This window comes from Nonomuraea sp. NPDC050451 (genome assembly GCF_044458585.1).
The window spans coordinates 130,816-146,189 of the sequence record NZ_JBITHZ010000003.1 but is presented as its reverse complement, the minus strand read 5'-3'; the positions used below and the strand labels follow the sequence as shown (position 1 = coordinate 146,189).

At 71.4% G+C, this 15,374-nt stretch carries 13 protein-coding genes; 7 read left to right on the top strand and 6 right to left on the bottom strand.

The window, feature by feature from the left end:
* The first annotated feature begins 34 nt into the window (after positions 1-34).
* From ACIBI9_RS11940 to ACIBI9_RS11930, 3 genes are all read left to right on the top strand, one after another.
* A complete protein-coding gene (locus tag ACIBI9_RS11940) occupies positions 35-730 on the top strand; it encodes an SRPBCC family protein (protein ID WP_397221970.1) in 696 nt (231 codons plus the stop codon).
* Positions 731-839: 109 nt separating this feature from the next.
* Complete coding sequence (locus tag ACIBI9_RS11935) at positions 840-3,470, top strand: CDP-glycerol:glycerophosphate glycerophosphotransferase (RefSeq protein WP_397221969.1); 2,631 nt, start codon at positions 840-842, stop codon at positions 3,468-3,470.
* On the top strand, positions 3,467-4,531 hold the full coding sequence (locus ACIBI9_RS11930; protein ID WP_397221968.1) for a glycosyltransferase: 1,065 nt from the start codon (positions 3,467-3,469) through the stop codon (positions 4,529-4,531). Before ACIBI9_RS11935 ends, ACIBI9_RS11930 begins: the two co-directional genes overlap by 4 nt.
* A 6-nt stretch (positions 4,532-4,537) precedes the next feature.
* On the opposite strand, the gene ACIBI9_RS11925 is transcribed toward ACIBI9_RS11930, so the two are convergent.
* From ACIBI9_RS11925 to ACIBI9_RS11915, 3 genes are read right to left on the bottom strand one after another with little or no spacing between them, the layout of a single operon-like run.
* A complete protein-coding gene (locus ACIBI9_RS11925; RefSeq protein WP_397221967.1) occupies positions 4,538-5,575 on the bottom strand; it encodes a sulfotransferase family protein in 1,038 nt (345 codons plus the stop codon).
* A gap of 20 nt (positions 5,576-5,595) precedes the next feature.
* On the bottom strand, positions 5,596-6,423 hold the full coding sequence (locus ACIBI9_RS11920; RefSeq protein WP_397221966.1) for a CDP-alcohol phosphatidyltransferase family protein: 828 nt from the start codon (positions 6,421-6,423) through the stop codon (positions 5,596-5,598).
* A 48-nt stretch (positions 6,424-6,471) separates the two neighbouring features.
* Positions 6,472-7,920, bottom strand: a complete 1,449-nt coding sequence (locus ACIBI9_RS11915; RefSeq protein ID WP_397221965.1) for a glycosyltransferase family 2 protein — start codon at positions 7,918-7,920, stop codon at positions 6,472-6,474.
* A gap of 147 nt (positions 7,921-8,067) precedes the next feature.
* On the opposite strand from ACIBI9_RS11915, the gene ACIBI9_RS11910 reads away from it, so the two are divergent.
* A complete protein-coding gene (locus ACIBI9_RS11910) occupies positions 8,068-8,559 on the top strand; it encodes a GNAT family N-acetyltransferase (RefSeq protein WP_397221964.1) in 492 nt (163 codons plus the stop codon).
* On the top strand, positions 8,556-9,599 hold the full coding sequence (gene pseI, locus ACIBI9_RS11905; protein WP_397221963.1) for a pseudaminic acid synthase: 1,044 nt from the start codon (positions 8,556-8,558) through the stop codon (positions 9,597-9,599). Before ACIBI9_RS11910 ends, pseI begins: the two co-directional genes overlap by 4 nt.
* Here the strand turns inward: pseI and ACIBI9_RS11900 are convergent.
* Together ACIBI9_RS11900 and ACIBI9_RS11895 are read right to left on the bottom strand one after the other, a co-directional pair.
* Complete coding sequence (locus ACIBI9_RS11900) at positions 9,580-10,545, bottom strand: PseG/SpsG family protein (RefSeq protein WP_397221962.1); 966 nt, start codon at positions 10,543-10,545, stop codon at positions 9,580-9,582. The genes pseI and ACIBI9_RS11900 overlap by 20 nt on opposite strands.
* Positions 10,542-11,270 carry a cytidylyltransferase domain-containing protein gene (locus ACIBI9_RS11895; RefSeq protein ID WP_397221961.1) on the bottom strand — a complete coding sequence of 243 codons (729 nt, stop codon included), beginning with the start codon at positions 11,268-11,270 and terminating at the stop codon, positions 10,542-10,544. The genes ACIBI9_RS11900 and ACIBI9_RS11895 overlap by 4 nt, the downstream gene beginning before the upstream one ends.
* A gap of 104 nt (positions 11,271-11,374) precedes the next feature.
* Between ACIBI9_RS11895 and pseB the strand changes: the two genes are divergently transcribed.
* Positions 11,375-12,352, top strand: a complete 978-nt coding sequence (gene pseB, locus ACIBI9_RS11890; protein WP_397221960.1) for a UDP-N-acetylglucosamine 4,6-dehydratase (inverting) — start codon at positions 11,375-11,377, stop codon at positions 12,350-12,352.
* Complete coding sequence (locus ACIBI9_RS11885; protein ID WP_397221959.1) at positions 12,352-13,476, top strand: DegT/DnrJ/EryC1/StrS family aminotransferase; 1,125 nt, start codon at positions 12,352-12,354, stop codon at positions 13,474-13,476. Before pseB ends, ACIBI9_RS11885 begins: the two co-directional genes overlap by 1 nt.
* Here ACIBI9_RS11885 and ACIBI9_RS11880 read toward each other — a convergent pair.
* Positions 13,473-15,359 (bottom strand): glycosyltransferase family 2 protein, encoded by a 1,887-nt coding sequence (locus tag ACIBI9_RS11880; protein WP_397221958.1) that lies wholly within the window; start codon positions 15,357-15,359, stop codon positions 13,473-13,475. The two genes, ACIBI9_RS11885 and ACIBI9_RS11880, sit on opposite strands and share 4 nt — an antisense overlap.
* Positions 15,360-15,374: the final 15 nt, after the last annotated feature.

Genomic DNA, 15,374 nt, shown 5'->3' with positions numbered 1-15,374 from the left:
TAGTGTCGCAACCAGCGGGAAAAGGAGCGGATCGATGGCGATGCGGTTCGAGCACGAATTCACTGTTCCAGTTCCGATCGAGCAGGCGTGGGCGGTGCTGCTCGACGTCGAGCGGGTCGCGCCGTGCCTGCCGGGGGCGACGCTGGACATCTACGAGGGCGACGAGTTCACCGGCAGGATGAAGGTCAAGGTCGGCCCGATCGTGGTGACCTACAAGGGCTCGGCCAGGTTCGAGGACGTCGACAAGGACTCCTACACCCTCACCATCCAGGCGTCCGGCAAGGAGGCCAGGGGCTCCGGCACGGCCTCGGCCACGGTCAAGGCGCGGTTGACGCCGGTCGACGAGGCCACGCAGGTGACCGTGGAGACGTCGTTCAACGTGACCGGCCGGCCCGCCCAGTTCGGGCGCGGCGTGATGGCCGAGGTCGGCGGCAAGCTCATCGAGAAGTTCGCGGCCAACCTGGCCGAGCTGCTGTCCGAGCCCATGGTGGAGCCCGTCGCCCCCGCGCCGGGCCCGGAGGAGGAGCGGCACCTGAGCGCGGTGCCGACGCCGGCCGAGCCGGAGTCGCGGCCCGCGGGCACGACCCGCACGTCGCGCACGCCCGACGAGGAGGCGCTGGACCTGCTGGAGATCGCCGGGCAGCCGCTGCTGAAGCGCCTGGCCCCGGTCGCGGGCGCGCTCGTGGCGCTGCTGGTCATCGTGTGGGTGATCCGCCGGCTGCGGCGCTGACCGCCTGAAGGGCTGATTTTCAGCAAATACTCCATCAAGTCCGGACACTTCGCTCAAGCTGGGGGAAGTCCCATTTCCGCAGGTGGTTGAACCAGCGGGGGGACATGGGATGCCGGACTGCACCGTGGTCGTGATCTCCTACAACGACGCGGGGCGCCTGCCCAGGGCCGTGCGTTCGGTACTCGGGCAGTCCCTGCGGGACCTCGAAGTGATCATCGTGGACGACGCGAGCACGGACGGCACGCCGGAGGTGGCCGCCCGGCTCATGGACAGCGATCCACGGGTGCTCTACCTGCGCAGGCAGGTCAACAGCGGGGGCTGCGGCGCGCCCAGGAACGACGGGATCGACGCCGCGGCCTCGCCGTACGTGATGTTCCTCGACAGCGACGACGAGCTGCCCAGGCACGCCTGCAAGAGCCTGCTCGCGGAGATCGAGCGGACCGGGGCCGACTTCGTGTCGGGGCAGATCTCGCGGCTGTTCGAGTCGAGCGGGCGGCTGAAGCCGTACTATCCCGGGTTGTTCGCCAGGCGGCGGGTGGTGGAGGGGATCCGCCAGGAGCCCGACCTGTTCCTCGACTGCTTCAGCACGAACAAGCTCTACAACGTGGGCTGGCTGCGGGACCACGCGCTGCGCTTCCCCGAGGACATCCATTACGAGGACCACGTCTTCTCGACCGGGCTGTACGCGGTGTCGCGCAGGTTCGCGATCGTGCCGTGGACGGTCTACCTCTGGCACCGGGCGGCGACGAACGACTCGATCTCGCTGAGCGTCGACGACCTGGAGAACGTGCGGCAGCGGGTCATCGCGGCCCGGCTGAGCGACGACGTCCTGCGGCGCCACGGTGCCGGGGATCTGGTGGCGCAGCGGCAGCGCCGGTTCGTTCGCCAGGACCTGCGGGTCTACCTCAACCCGCTGCCGGCGCGGGAGCTGGTGTGGATCAAGGAGTTCGCCGCCGTGGTCCGGCCGTACATGGAGGAGATGCCCCGCTGGGTGCTGGAGGAGCTGGAGCCGCTGGACCGGGTCTGCTGCCAGCTCATCCTCGACGACCGAGCCGAGGACCTGCGGGTCGCCGCGGCCTCGCTCACCGGGCCGAGGGCCGCTCCGCGGTCGGCGGTGCGGCTGAACGGGCGCACGTACTGGGGGACGACGGTCTCGCCTGGCATGGACATCACCAAGCTGCGGCTGGCCGAGCTGCCATTCTCCGAGTCCAGGCTGCGGCACGAGCTGACGGAGATCATCTCGGACGGCGAGCGCGTACGGATGATCGTGCGCACGTACGACCCGTTCGGGTCGCTGCCGCTGGACTGGACGGCGGTCCTGGAGCTCGGATCCCTAAAAATCCCGATAAAGCCGCAGCCCTCCGGCGGCGGAGGTTACGTCACCGACGTCGTCTGCAAGCCCACGGGCAGGTGCGAGCCGCGCATCGTCTTCACCAGGACCTCCGACGGGCACACCACGGCCGACCGCATCCTCGCCGATCCCCGGCTGCGGCCCGTCGAGCTGCCGGGGTGCACGCTGAGGGCCGAGGGGTACGCCGCGTACCTGTGCGTGCGCCCCGACTCCGTCACCCGCTCGGTGCTGCGGCGGGTCAAGCAGGCGGCGATGAGCCGGCTGAACACGCCGGCGAACAAGCTGCGGGCCTACAAGCTGCTCATCAAGGTGTTGCCGCCCCGGCAGAACCTCGCGCTGTTCGAGTCCGACGTCGGCAAGGGCTACAGCGGCAGCCCCCGGGCCATCTACGAGGAGCTGCGCCGCCGCGGCCTGCCGATCGACGTGGTCTGGTCGGTGGCCAGGGGCCGCCGGAACTTCCCGCCCGACGCGCGGCTCGTCCGGCGCGGCAGCTGGGCCTACGTCTGGACGATGGCCAGGGCCGGGATCTGGGTGGACAGCCACGGGTTCCCGCTGGACTACCCGAAGCCGCACGGCACCCGCTACCTGCAGACCTGGCACGGGCAGGGGATCAAGTCGATCGGGTTCGACGCGCCCGACCTGCGTACCGACTTCGACGGGCCGCGGGCGCAGTGGCGGGCCGCGGTCGCGCGGTGGGACGCGCTGGTCTCGCCGAGCGCCGAGTTCTCGCGGGTGTTCCTGCCGTCCAACGGGTACGCGGGGAAGGTCTACCGGTGCGGGACGCCGCGGTGCGACGCGCTGGTGCGGGCCGAGCCGGCCGAGGACGTGCTGGAGCGGCTGGAGATCCCACCCGGCCGAAAAATCCTGCTTTATGCGCCTACGTACAGGGATCGCGTCAAAGGCAGCGGCCAGTCCGTACGGGTGGATCTGGAGCTGCTGGCCGAGGAACTGGCCCGCGAGTGGGTGGTGATCCTGCGTACGCACCCGATCGAGCGCTACAGCCCGCCCGAGCACCTCAGGCACTTCGTCCGGTCCGCCGGCTCCTACCCCGAGATCAACGACCTGATGCTGGCCTCGGACGCGTTGCTGACGGACTACTCCTCGGTGATGTGCGACTACGCGCTCACCGGCAAGCCGATGCTGTTCTACATCGACGACTGGGACGACTACCGGCTGGCCGAGCGCGGCGTGTACCACGACCTGCCCGCCATCGCGCCGGGCCCGTGCATGTCGACCACCGCCGAGCTGGTGGACGCGCTCAGGCGGCTGCCCGACCTGAACGCCGCCTACGCCGGCCGGTACGCGGCCTTCCGCGACCTGTGGTGCGCCGACGAGCGGGGCGACGCGGCCGCCAGGATCGTGGCCGACTTCTTCGAAGGTGCGCGATGAGCGTCGTCTTCGCCTGCGTGGACGCCGACACGCTCGGCGGCGTCCAGCGGGTGACGCACACCCTCGCCCAGGGGCTGGCCGGGCGCGGCCACGAGGTGCACGTGATCGGGCTGCACCGCGCGGCGGCGCCGTTCCGGTACGTGGACCGCCCCCTCTACCACCACCACGTGATCAGCCGGCGGCCGATGGAGTCTCAGGGCCGCCTGGCCCGCAAGCGGGCCGACTGGCGGCTGAAGGAGCTGCTCGGGGAGATCAGGCCCGGCTACGCCGTCATGACCTCGCCGTCCGTGGTGGCCCGGATGTCGGGGCTGCTGCCCCCGGCGTTCCGGCCGATCGGGCAGTATCACGGCTCGTACGACCACGCCCGCGGCTGCTGGCACCTCGGCTCCATCAAGCGGCACTACCCCGGGCTCGACCAGGCGGTCTTCCTCAGCGAGGACGACGCCCGGCTGTTCTCCGAGCACGCGCTGCTGCCCAACGCCTGGGCCCTGCCGAACCCCCTGGCCCACTGGCCGGAGCAGCTCTCCGCGCTCGACGCGCCCCGCGTCCTCGGCGTGGGCCGGCTGGAAGGGGTCAAGCGGTTCGACCGGCTGATCAGCGCGTTCGCCCGCTCGGGCGCGCCGCCCCCGTGGGAGCTGCACCTGATCGGCGACGGCGGCGAGCTGGACCGGCTGCGCGAGCACGCGCACGGGGAGGGCGTCGGCGACCGCGTGGTCTTCAAGGGCCTGGTGCCGAGCGACCGGATGCCCGCCGAATACCTGAACGCCTCCGTCCTGGGCCTGACCAGCGGGCACGAGGGGCTGCCCGTCGTGCTGCTGGAGTCGGCCGCGCACGGGGTGCCGTCGGTGGCGTTCGACGTGTCGGGCGGCGTGCGCTCCGCCGGGTCCCTGCTGGTGCCGCCGGGGGACGTGGACGCGTTCGCGACCGCGCTGGGCGGGCTGGTCGCCTCCCGGGAGGAGCGGCGGCGGCTGGGGGCCTGCGCCCGCGCACGGGCCGAGGCGTTCCGCCTCGACCACGTGCTCGACGGCTGGGAGCGGCTGTTCGCCCACATCCAGCGCTAGACGGTGCTAGACGGGCTCGGTCAGCTCCGTACGCTGCTGCGGCACCCCGGCCAGGGACCGCTGGCGCGCTGTGAGCATCGCGGCCACGGGGCTCGGCTCGCGCAGCCGGTTGAAGCGGTCGCGCATCTGCTTGCGCATGCGGCTGGCCTTGCGCTTCTGCATGGTCTTCTGGCAGGCCGTCACGTGCTCCTTGGCCGGCTTGGGCGCGCCGGTCAGCTCGTACCCCATGGACTCCAGGCGGTCGCCGAGCATGTGCTCGCACAGCGCGATCTCCCAGTCGTCCAGCCGGTTGGCCCAGCTTCCGACGCGGGTGCGGATGACCTCGCCGTGCGTGTTGCTGTGCCAGACCTTGTGCTGTGGCACCGCCACGCTGGCCGCCTCGCGCGGGGAGACCATCGAGACCGAGAACTCCTCGTCGAGGAAGTGGCAGAGCTTCTTCAGCTCGGTCATCGGGTCGTCGGTGAGGTCCTCGTACCGCAGTTCGTAGTACGTGTCCTCGCCCAGCGTGCGCTTGAGCCGGCCACCCGCGTCGATGGCCTCGGCCCAGGTGGAGACCGCGTGGAAGGAGTCCAGCGTGTACCAGGGCATCTCCTTCAGCGAGGCCACGCAGTCGCGGCCGTCCCTGATGAGGTGGATGAACTGGGCGTCGGGGAAGAGCCTGAGCAGCAGGTCGACCTGCTTGACGTAGCTGGGCCGCTTGTCGCCCCAGCGGGGCTTGTCGAACCGGTCGGCGTACATGCGGAAGGCCGTCCCGATCACCGATCCCAGTGAGCCGGGCCCCTCCACGGCCTGCCTGACGAAGTCGTCCTTGTCGATCTTGAGCTCGCGGAACTTCGTGCTGCGGTCGGTCGCGATCCACTGCGCCAGCGCGCGGCGGCGGGCGACGATCCGCAGATCGCCCCACGTCCGGCGGCGGTAGTAGGCGGGAATGAGGAACCGCGTCTCCGGAGGCACCGCCATGCGGGGGTGCGAGTGGAGCATGAGCTGGAGCATCGTGGTGCCGGACCGCGGACATCCAATGACGAAGACTGGCCGGTCGGACATTTCGTAGTAACCCCCGAAAACTAGACGAGAACGTGCTCTCGGCTCTCCTGAGAGGAGGGCACGCCGTGCCTGCGCGTGAAGCGCCACATCCGGTAGACAAGGAAGACCTCGTTGACCAGCAGCAGCACCCCGGCCACCGCGGCGAGCGGGATCAGCGCCCATGCCCCCGCAAGGGGCGCGACCACGAACACCGCCGCGTGAAACTCGATGCCGCTGATCAGGTGCGAGCGGACCCGGTGCCGGGCCAGGAACCTGTTGAACCGCCTGGGGAAGCTGCGCGGCCGGCGTGCCCTCGGGACGAGCGCCACCCGCTCGAGCGAGTCGATGTCCTCCTCGGACCCGAGCTCAGGCTCGCGCTCCCCCCGCTCCTCCCTGACGGCCTCGCGGACGCGCTTCATCTGCGGCGCGTTGACGTACCGGAAGAGGTCCAGTACGGCCACCGCCGCCCCGAGCACGACGTAGCGCACGTCCGAGGTGAGGGCGTACTGCCCGTATGCCAGCCCCCCGGCACACAGGACCACCCTGACCCGGTCCCCCACGTAGTCGAGCCAGAGGCCGAACGGCGTGCCCGTGCCCTTCAGCCGGGCGATTTTGCCGTCCACGCAGTCGATCATGAAGCTGAGATAGAAAACCACGGCGCCCGCTACGTGGTGGTTCAGGGCGAAACAGGTGGCCGACACCGCACCGAGGACCAGCGAGATCACGGTGAGGGCGTTGGGCGTCAACCGGGTGTGGTTGGCGACGGGAAGGGCGACCCGGCAGGCGACCGGGTCCACGAAATAGACGGTCCACCAGGAGTCTCTCCGCTTGCGTGTCTCGAAGACGTCATCGAGCGAATAGGTCCTCATGGACTCCAGCATGACCACGCGACGCGCCTGATCGATTACTCTCTGGAACTACTGGGTGATGTCCATGCCGCTTCTTGACCTACCCGGCACGGAAAACCGCCACGCGGAGTTCGCTTCCCCGTCCCTGAACCAGCTCTTGAGCACGAGACCGCGGGTCTCGGTGCGCACCATGAGCCGCCAGGTCGGCCCTCCGCCTTCGAGCCGCGTGGGGTCGAAGGCCGCGGAGACGCCGTAGCGGCCGGCGCGCCGCACCTCCAGCGGCACCCGGCGGCGGCCGTCGCTGAGCCACAGGTTGACCTTGCCGACCTTGCGGTCGACCCGGTGGATCGCCACCTGCCCGCGCAGGCGGTATTCGGACCCGGTCCACGCGCACTCCTCGACCCTGGCGACCAGTTTGAGCTCGTCGCGGGCGTCGAACACCTCGTCCGGGATCCGGAGCCGGCGGCGCTTGCGGAAGTACGGATAGTCGCCGTACCAGTTGGTGATGCGCAGCCCCCGCGGCACGATGCGGGTGCCGTCCTCGCAGGTGCGCCGGAACTCGCGTACTTTGCGCAGCTCGGTCACCAGGCCGCGCCTGAGCAGGTGCAGCTCCAAGCGGCGCAGCGACGGCGCGGTGGCCAGCGCCTTCGGGCTCAGCGTGGCCAGCCACGCGTCGGCCAGCTCCAGCAGCGCCACCGACTCCTCACTCCCCTCCAGAGCCTGGAACAGGAACACGATGTCCTTCTCCAGCACCAGCGCGTCGAAGCCGTCGAGCAGCTCCGGCGCCCGCTCGTCGAGGAAGGAGCGGACCGCGCGGATGGCGGCCAGCCGGTCCCAGAGGTTGGGCAGCTCGGCCCGGCGCTGCGTGATCGAGGTCTCCCCCGCGTCCCGCTTGCGCCAGTGGTAGACCACGTCGCCGACCATGTCGACGCTGTTGGCCAGGACATGCGCCTGCATGGCGACGGGCACGTCCTCGTAGATGCCGGCGGGGAAGGCCAGCGCGTTGCGCTCCCAGAAGTCGCGCCGGTAGACCTTGTTCCACACCGTGCGGTCCCTGACCAGCACCTGCTTGTCGGTGATGTGGGTGCACAGCTCCGGCCGCCTGAACGCCTTCTCGTGCAGGATCGACTCCTCCAGCACGCCGTCCACGAGCCGCGCCACCGCACCGCACGCCAGGTCGGAGCCGGTCTCCGCGAGCGTGCCGACGAGCCGCGCGTACGCCTCCGGCGGCACGACGTCGTCGCTGTCGGCGAAGGCGAGGTAGGTGCCGCGGGCCTGCCGGATCCCCACGTTGCGCGCGGGACCCGGCCCGAGGTTGTCCCGCTGGTCGATGAGGACGAAGCGGCCGTCCCGCGCGACGAAGTCGGCGGCGACGCGCCGGCTGCCGTCGTCGGAGCCGTCGTTGACCAGGATGACCTCGATGTCGTCCATGGTCTGGGCGGCCAGCGACTTCAGGCATTCGGTGATGTACGGCTCGACGTTGTAGATCGGGACGACCACGCTGAGCAGGGGGATCATCCGATTTGCTCCTTGGCTCTCGGGATGTGGGTTCGAGGGCAGCATGCCTTGACCACTCCACGGATTCCGTGTCCCTGATCAGCTCTTTACCGGACGCATAATCGGCTACGTTGTGCAATTGATTGGACACCAATAGTAGGGGGAGCGGTGCTGAGAGGCGTCGAGGACAAAGATCTGCCGTCCATGCGGCGATGGCGCAACCATCCGCGCGTACGAGCGGCCAGCTTCGCCACGCACAAGATCGGAGAGGACGAGCACGCCCAGTGGTGGGAGGCCACCCGGGCCGACACGCGCAAGCGCGTACTGATCTACGAGCACGAAGGAAACCCCGCAGGCGTGGTGACCTTCTTCGGCCTGTCGTCCGAGAGCGCCTCCTGGGGCTTCTACCTGGACCTGGAGGGCCTGGAGCAGTCGGGGGAGCTGCTGCGGGCCTGGATCGGCCTGGAGCGGGCCGCCATCGACCACGCCTTCGGGACGCTCGGCCTGACGACGCTGCGCGGGGAGGTGCTGGCCTGCAACGAGGCGGTCAGGCGACTGCACAGGCGGTTCGGCTTCCTGGAGGTCGGGGCCTACCTGCGGGACGTCGACGGCGAGTCCCGCGACGTCGTGGCCATCCGGCTCGTGAAGGAGCAGCCATGATCACCATCGAGGGGCGGCCGATCGGGCGGAACGACCCGCCGTTCATCGTCGCCGAGCTGTCCGGCAACCACAACGGGAGCCTGGAGCGGGCCCTGGCCATCGTCGACGCGGCGGCGGCGGCCGGGGCGCACGCGGTGAAGCTGCAGACCTACCGGCCCGACACGCTGACCATCGACTGCGACGGGCCCGCGTTCCGCGTGGGCGACGGGCACGACCTGTGGGGCGGCGAGAGCCTCTACCGGCTCTTCCAGCGCGCCCACACGCCGTGGGAGTGGCACAAGCCGATCTTCGAGCGGGCGCGCGACCACGGGCTCACCGCGTTCTCCACGCCCTTCGATCCCACGGCGGTCGACTTCCTGGAGAAGCTGGAGGTGCCGGCGTACAAGATCGCCTCATCGGAGATCGTGGACCTGCCGCTGATCAGGCTCGTGGCCGCCACCGGGAAGCCGGTGATCATCTCCACCGGGATGGCGTCGCTCGGCGAGATCCACGCCGCGGTGGCCGCCGCCCGGGAGGCGGGCTGCACCCAACTGCTCCTGCTGTCCTGTACGGCGAGCTACCCCGCCTCCCCCGACGAGAGCAACCTGCGGTCGCTGATGGTGCTGAGCGCGCTCACCGGCGTGGCGGTCGGGCTCTCCGACCACACGCCGGGGATCGGGGTGCCGCTGGCCGCCGTGGCGCTGGGGGCGTGCATCATCGAGAAGCACGTCACCCTGTCGCGTGCCGACGGCGGGGTGGACGCGGCCTTCTCGCTGGAGCCGGACGAGCTGGCGGCGCTGGTGGTCGAGAGCCGGCGGGCGTGGCTGTCGCTGGGTGACCTGATCATCGGGCCCCGGCCGTCCGAGCTCGAGGGGCTGCGCTTCCGGCGGTCGCTCTACGTGGTGCAGGAGGTGCGCAAGGGCGACGTGGTGACCCCGGACAACGTACGGTCGATCCGGCCCGCGGGCGGCCTGCCTCCGGACATGGCCACGGTGGTCATGGGGCGGCAGTTCAGCAAGGACGTGCCCTACGGCACGCCGCTCACCTGGGATCTGATCTAAGGAGCGCGTCGGCGACGCGCTCCCTGCCCTTGCCGTCCACGAGGCCACGGCCCCGCCGCCCGTGCTCCTCGCGGGCGGCGGGGTCGGTGAGCAGCCGTGCGAGCACGCCGACCGCCGCGGCGTCGGCCGCGCGCCCGAGCCCGGCCGCGACGCCCCGGCCGACGAGCTCCTCGTAGCCGATGAGCTGGTTGTCCGCCACCCAGGTCAGGGCGGTGGGCACGCCGAGGTGGAGCAGCTCCCAGACGGCCGATCCGGCGGCGGTGAGCACGAGGTCGGCCCCGGCCATGAGCTCGGGCAGCCGATCCGTCGGCGGGATCACGGCGATCGGCCCGCCCGCCTCGAACGGCGTGGGGCTGACGACCGTGGCCTCGAACGGCAGCCCGGTCGCCAGGAGCGCCCCGGCCCAGGCGGGGGCGACGCCGGCGCTGTCGGTGCCGCCGAAGAAGCAGAGCACGCGCGGCACCGGCCCCGCCGGACGCGTCCGCCCGCGCCCGCGCACGCTGTCACGCAGGAGTACGTAACGCGCCCCGGCCAGGCGCCGGGCGGGCAGAGGGAAGGGGCGGTGCTCCGCGCCCAGGTTCTGGTCCAGGTACAGGTCAGCCTCCTGGCCCAGCGGGTCGCCGTCCACGATCCCCAGCACGGTCAGGCCCGCTCCCCGCAGCGCCGCCCCCGTCCCCTCCGGCAGGTCGTACGAGTCGAGGACCGCGGCGTCCAGCCGGAGCTCCCGGGCCAGCGCCGCCAGCCGGGCCGGCTCCTCGGGGGCGGGCACCAGCGGCAGCGCGCGCTCGCGCAGCTGGGCCAGCGCCCAGGCGGACCCGCGCACCTCGCCAAGGAAGACCACCTCGACGCCCCGCGCGCACAGCTCCTCGGCCAGCGCCACGCACCGCACCAGGTGGCCGACCCCGCTGCGCACCCCGGCGTCACACCGGAAGCCGACCCGGGTCACGCGTCCTGGAGCTCCTTCTGCCGCACGTGGGCATTGAGCCCGCAGACCTCGGGGCGCTCCCGCAGCCAGCTCACCAGCGTCCCGAACGGCACGCACCGGTCGCCGAGGCCGTCGACCACCCGGGAGATGAGCCGCCAGTCGTCCTCGGTGTCGAGCGTCACCCGCAGGTCGCCGGCGACCGGCTGGTAGGCCAGCCCGAGCAGCCGCGCGTCGTCCGGATGCGAATAGACGAAGGAGGTCACGTGGGTGCGGTGGAAGTCGGCGGCCTCGGCGTCGGCCCGCTCCAGCGCGCTCCTGCTCACGATCTCCACGTCGAGCCCGCGCGGCAGCGTCCGCGTCAGCGCGGTGCTCAGGTAGTCGAGCCCGCGCACGGCGCGGAACACCAGCGCCGCCTCCCTGATCACGGCCGGGTCCAGCAGCGGGCAGTCCGCCGTGAACCTCATCATCGCGTCCCACCGCCGCCCTGCCAGCGCCTCCATGAACCTCGTCAACACGTCGTCCACCGGCCCCCGGTGCCACGACACGCCGAGACGGCGGCACTCGGCCACCACCGCGTCGTCGGCCTGCTCCGTCGTGGTGGCCACCACGAGCTCGTCGAGCGTGCCCGCCTCGCGGGCGGCGCGGACCACCCATTCCAGCACCGACCGGCCGCCCAGCTCCCGGAGCACCTTGCCCGGCAGGCGTGTCGAGCCCATCCGTGCCTGAACAATCCCGACAATGCGCACCGAAGCCCCAATCCCCCGTGTGACCGTGTGTCGCTGGCCGATCGCGCTATGCTACCGCCCTGCTCGAACGACTACGGCGCGTAAGCGCGAATCCAGGGGGCCACGTGAGCATTCTCAGTGGATCGTCGATTCTGATCACCGGAGGCACGGGGTCCTTCGGCAAGGCGTTCATCCGCAACGCACTCGACTCGCTGGGGGTGCGGCGCCTGGTGGTCTTCTCCCGCGACGAGCTCAAGCAGTACGAGACCAGGCAGCTCTTCGGCGACGACGAGCGCCTGCGCTGGTTCATCGGCGACGTCAGGGATCGCGACCGGCTGGCCCGCGCCATGCACGGCGTCGACTACGTGGTCCACGCGGCGGCGCTCAAGCAGGTGGACACGGCCGAGTACAACCCGTTCGAGTACGTCCGCACCAACGTCGCGGGGTCACAGAACGTGGTGGAGGCCGCGATCGACAGCGGCGTGCGCAAGGTCGTCGCGCTCTCCACCGACAAGGCCTCCAGCCCGATCAACCTGTACGGGGCCACGAAGCTGGTCGCCGACAAGCTCTTCGTCTCCGCCAACCACTACGCCGCCGCCCACGAGACCCGCTTCTCCGTCGTCCGCTACGGCAACGTCGTCGGCAGCCGGGGCTCGGTCGTGCCGCTCTTCCTGCGCCTGGCCGAGCAGGGCGCCAGCCTGCCGATCACTGACAAGCGCATGACCAGGTTCTGGATCACGCTGGATCGGGCGGTCCGGTTCGTGGTGGACTCGTTCGACCTCATGCGGGGCGGCGAGCTCTACGTGCCGCGCCTGCCGAGCATGCGCATCACCGACCTGGCCGAGGCACTGGCGCCGAACAGCCCGATCTACGAGATCGGCATCAGGCCGGGCGAGAAGCTGCACGAGGAGATGATCGGGCCGGACGACGGCCGCAGGACGCTCCGCCTGGCCGACCGCTACATCGTCCAGCCGACGATCGCGACCTGGGGCTACATGCCGCCGCAGACCGGCGAGCCGCTGCCCGAGGGCTTCTCCTACCGCTCCGACACCAACGACGAATGGCTCTCGGTGGACGACCTGCGCGCCATGGTGGCCCGCTGATGCTTCCCTACGGACGGCAGTCGATCGTCGAGTCCGACGTCGAGGCGGTCGCCGAGGTGCTGCGCGGCGACTGGCTGACCACCGGGCCCGCGGTCGGTTTGTTCGAGGCGGAGCTGGCCCGCTGGACCGGCGGCGTGCCGTGCGTCTCGGTCACGTCGGGCACCGCCGCGCTGCACGTCGCCTACGTGGCGGCCGAGGTGCGGGCGGGCGACGAGGTGGTCACCTCGCCCCTGACGTTCGTGGCGACGGCCGCCACGGCCGCGCTGCTGGGCGCCCGGGTGGTCTTCGCCGACGTGCAGCCCGACACGGGCAACCTCGACCCCGACGCCGTCGCCGCCCTGGTCACCCCAAGGACGCGGGTCGTCACGGCCGTGGACTACGCGGGCCATCCCGCCGACTACGACGAGCTGCGCGCGGTCGCCGGCCCGGCCGGGGCGGTGCTGGTGGCCGACTCGGCGCACTCGATCGGGGCCGCGTACAAGGACCGGCCCGTGGGGGCGCTGGCCGACCTGACGGCCTTCTCGTTCTTCCCGACCAAGACCGTGACCACGGCGGAGGGCGGGGCGGTGGCGGCGGCCGACCCTTCGCGGTTCCGGCGGGCCGCCCGATTCAGGAACCACGGCCTGGTCAGGGAGCCCGCCGACCAGCGCGAGCCGGACGTGGGCGGGTGGCACCAGGAGGTGCACGAGTTCGGGCTGAACTACCGGCTGCCCGACGTGCTGTGCGCGCTGGGCGTCAGCCAGCTCCGGCGGCTGGCGCGCTTCCGCGAGCGGCGCACCGAGCTCGTCGCGCGCTACAACGCGCTGCTGCGCGACGTGCCGGGGCTCACCCTGCCCGCGCAGCGCGCGTACGTGCGGCCGAGCTGGCATCTCTACCCGGTCAGGGTCGGCGACGGCCGGCGGCGCGAGGTCTACGAACGCATGCGCGCCGCCGGCATCGGCGTGCAGGTCAACTACCTGCCGGCGTACTGGCACCCGGTGTTCGAGGACCTCGGCTACCGGCGTGGGCTCTGCCCGCGCGCCGAGGCGTACTACGCCGAGGAGCTGTCGCTGCCGCTGTTCCCCGACCTGACCGACGCCCAGCAGGACCGGGTCGTGGAGACCCTGGCGGCCATCCTGCGCTAGCGCTCCGCCAGCAGCAGGCAGCCGTCCTCGCCCCGGTCGACGAGGAAGCGCCGGGCCGCGACGGTCGCGACCGGCCGCTGCCCGGTCCGCACCAGCGGGCGGATGGGTTTGCCCTGGTCGATGACGACCTCCCACCACGACTCGTGGCCGACGCTCTCGTCGATGTCGGCCAGCGGCACCCGCGCGTGGAAGTCGCGCCCCGCCAGCGTCACCGGGAAGTACATCTCCTCGCCGTCGCTCCTGCGCCGCAGCCGCAGCACCGGCTCGCCGTCGCCGATGTCGGTGATCTCCCCCGAGACCACCAGGTCACCGCCGTCCACCCGGCACTCGCCGATGGTCGCCCGCGCCTTGCGCAGGCGCAGGCCCCAGGCGCCCTTGGCGCTGCGGATCGGCACCAGCCACACGCCCGACCTACGCCTTGGCGCGGGAATCAGGGGCGGCAGCCAGCGCGGCCCGGCCACCCGGCCGGCGAGCCGCAGCCCATGCCCTCTGAGCTGGACGCACAGGTCCCAGCGGCCGCGCCTGGCGAGCTGCGCGGGCTTCAACGCGGCCGGGTCGAACGCGAAGCGGAACGGGAACGCGTGCTCCGGCAGCGCGCCGCCGTCCTCCTGCACCACGTTCTCCCAGGTGGGCGCGCTCTCCTCGTCGGACAGCGGGATGGTCTCGCCGGTCCTGCGCTCCTCCAGCCAGACCCGCACGCGCATGCGGCGCAGCTCCCCCACGTCGAACCGGCCCACCGCCACCCGGCCGGCGCCGCAGAGCACGCTGTCCCGCCAGTCGAGGTCGACCAGCCGGGCGGCCAGGGCCAGCTCGCCGGAGACCTCCGACAGGTGCGGCGGCATCGACGGGTGCCTGCCGTACCAGCGCCTGCGCAGCAGCCCGGCCGCGCCGACGCGCGGCTGCAGCTGGCCGCAGCGGTCCTGGGTGAACACGTACGACAGCTCGCCCAGGCGGCGCTGGTGCAGCAGGTGGACCTGGAGGCGCTGCGCGAACGGGATGCTCTGCCAGGCCTCGCGCGACACGCCGTCGAGGTAGCGGACGATCATGTCGAGCAGGGCCGGGTCCGCCGTCGTGCCCATGGCGGCCATGGCCTCCACGGCGACGGCCAGGTCGATGTCCAGCGTGTCGCGGTCGAAGTCCACCTTGAGCCCCGGCGCCCCGCGGCCCAGCAGGGAGGCGGTCTCCAGCACCGACAGGAGGCGGTCGCGCAGGTTGTCGGGCTCCAGGCAGCGCTGGGTGATCGAGGTGCCCGGCTCGTCGCGCTGGCGCCAGTGGTAGACGATCGAGGCCAGCACGTCGACCGACCCCGCTCCCACGTGGGCCGCCATCGCGACCGGCTGGTCCTCGTACATGCGCTCGGGGAAGCTCAGGCCGAGGCGCTCCCAGAAGGAGCGGCGGTAGACCTTGTTCCACAGCATGCGGTCGCGGATCAGCAGCGGGTGGCGGGTGATGTGGGTGCTCTTCACGGGCTTGGCGAACGCCTCCCGGTGGGCCCACGACGGGATGAGCAGGTTGCGGTAGAGCCGCATGACGTTGCCGCAGGCCAGGTCTGAGCCGGTGGCTTCGAGCGAGGTCACCAGGCGTTTGAACGCGTCGCGCGGAACGGTGTCGTCACCGTCCACGAAGGCCAGGTAGCGGCCGGTCGCCCGGCGTACGCCGACGTTGCGGGCGCGGCCCACGCCCATGTTGTCCTGTCTGATGAGGCTTATCCGGCCGTCGTCTGCCTGCCTGGACTCGACGACCGCCGGGCCGCCGTCGCCGCTGCCGTCGTCGACGCAGATCACCTCCAGATCGCCCAGCGTCTGGGCGGCGATGGAATCCAGGCAGGGTCCGATGTACTTCTCGACGTTGTAGAACGGAACGATCACCGAAAGAACCGGCACACCTATTCCTCTTCC

Coding starts and splice junctions, on each gene's coding strand:
- ACIBI9_RS11940 (WP_397221970.1), top strand. CDS start 35: ATGGCGATGCGGTTCGAGCACGAATTCACTGTTCCAGTTCCGATCGAG.
- ACIBI9_RS11935 (WP_397221969.1), top strand. CDS start 840: ATGCCGGACTGCACCGTGGTCGTGATCTCCTACAACGACGCGGGGCGC.
- ACIBI9_RS11930 (WP_397221968.1), top strand. CDS start 3,467: ATGAGCGTCGTCTTCGCCTGCGTGGACGCCGACACGCTCGGCGGCGTC.
- ACIBI9_RS11925 (WP_397221967.1), bottom strand. CDS start 5,575: ATGTCCGACCGGCCAGTCTTCGTCATTGGATGTCCGCGGTCCGGCACC.
- ACIBI9_RS11920 (WP_397221966.1), bottom strand. CDS start 6,423: ATGAGGACCTATTCGCTCGATGACGTCTTCGAGACACGCAAGCGGAGA.
- ACIBI9_RS11915 (WP_397221965.1), bottom strand. CDS start 7,920: ATGATCCCCCTGCTCAGCGTGGTCGTCCCGATCTACAACGTCGAGCCG.
- pseI (WP_397221963.1), top strand. CDS start 8,556: ATGATCACCATCGAGGGGCGGCCGATCGGGCGGAACGACCCGCCGTTC.
- ACIBI9_RS11885 (WP_397221959.1), top strand. CDS start 12,352: ATGCTTCCCTACGGACGGCAGTCGATCGTCGAGTCCGACGTCGAGGCG.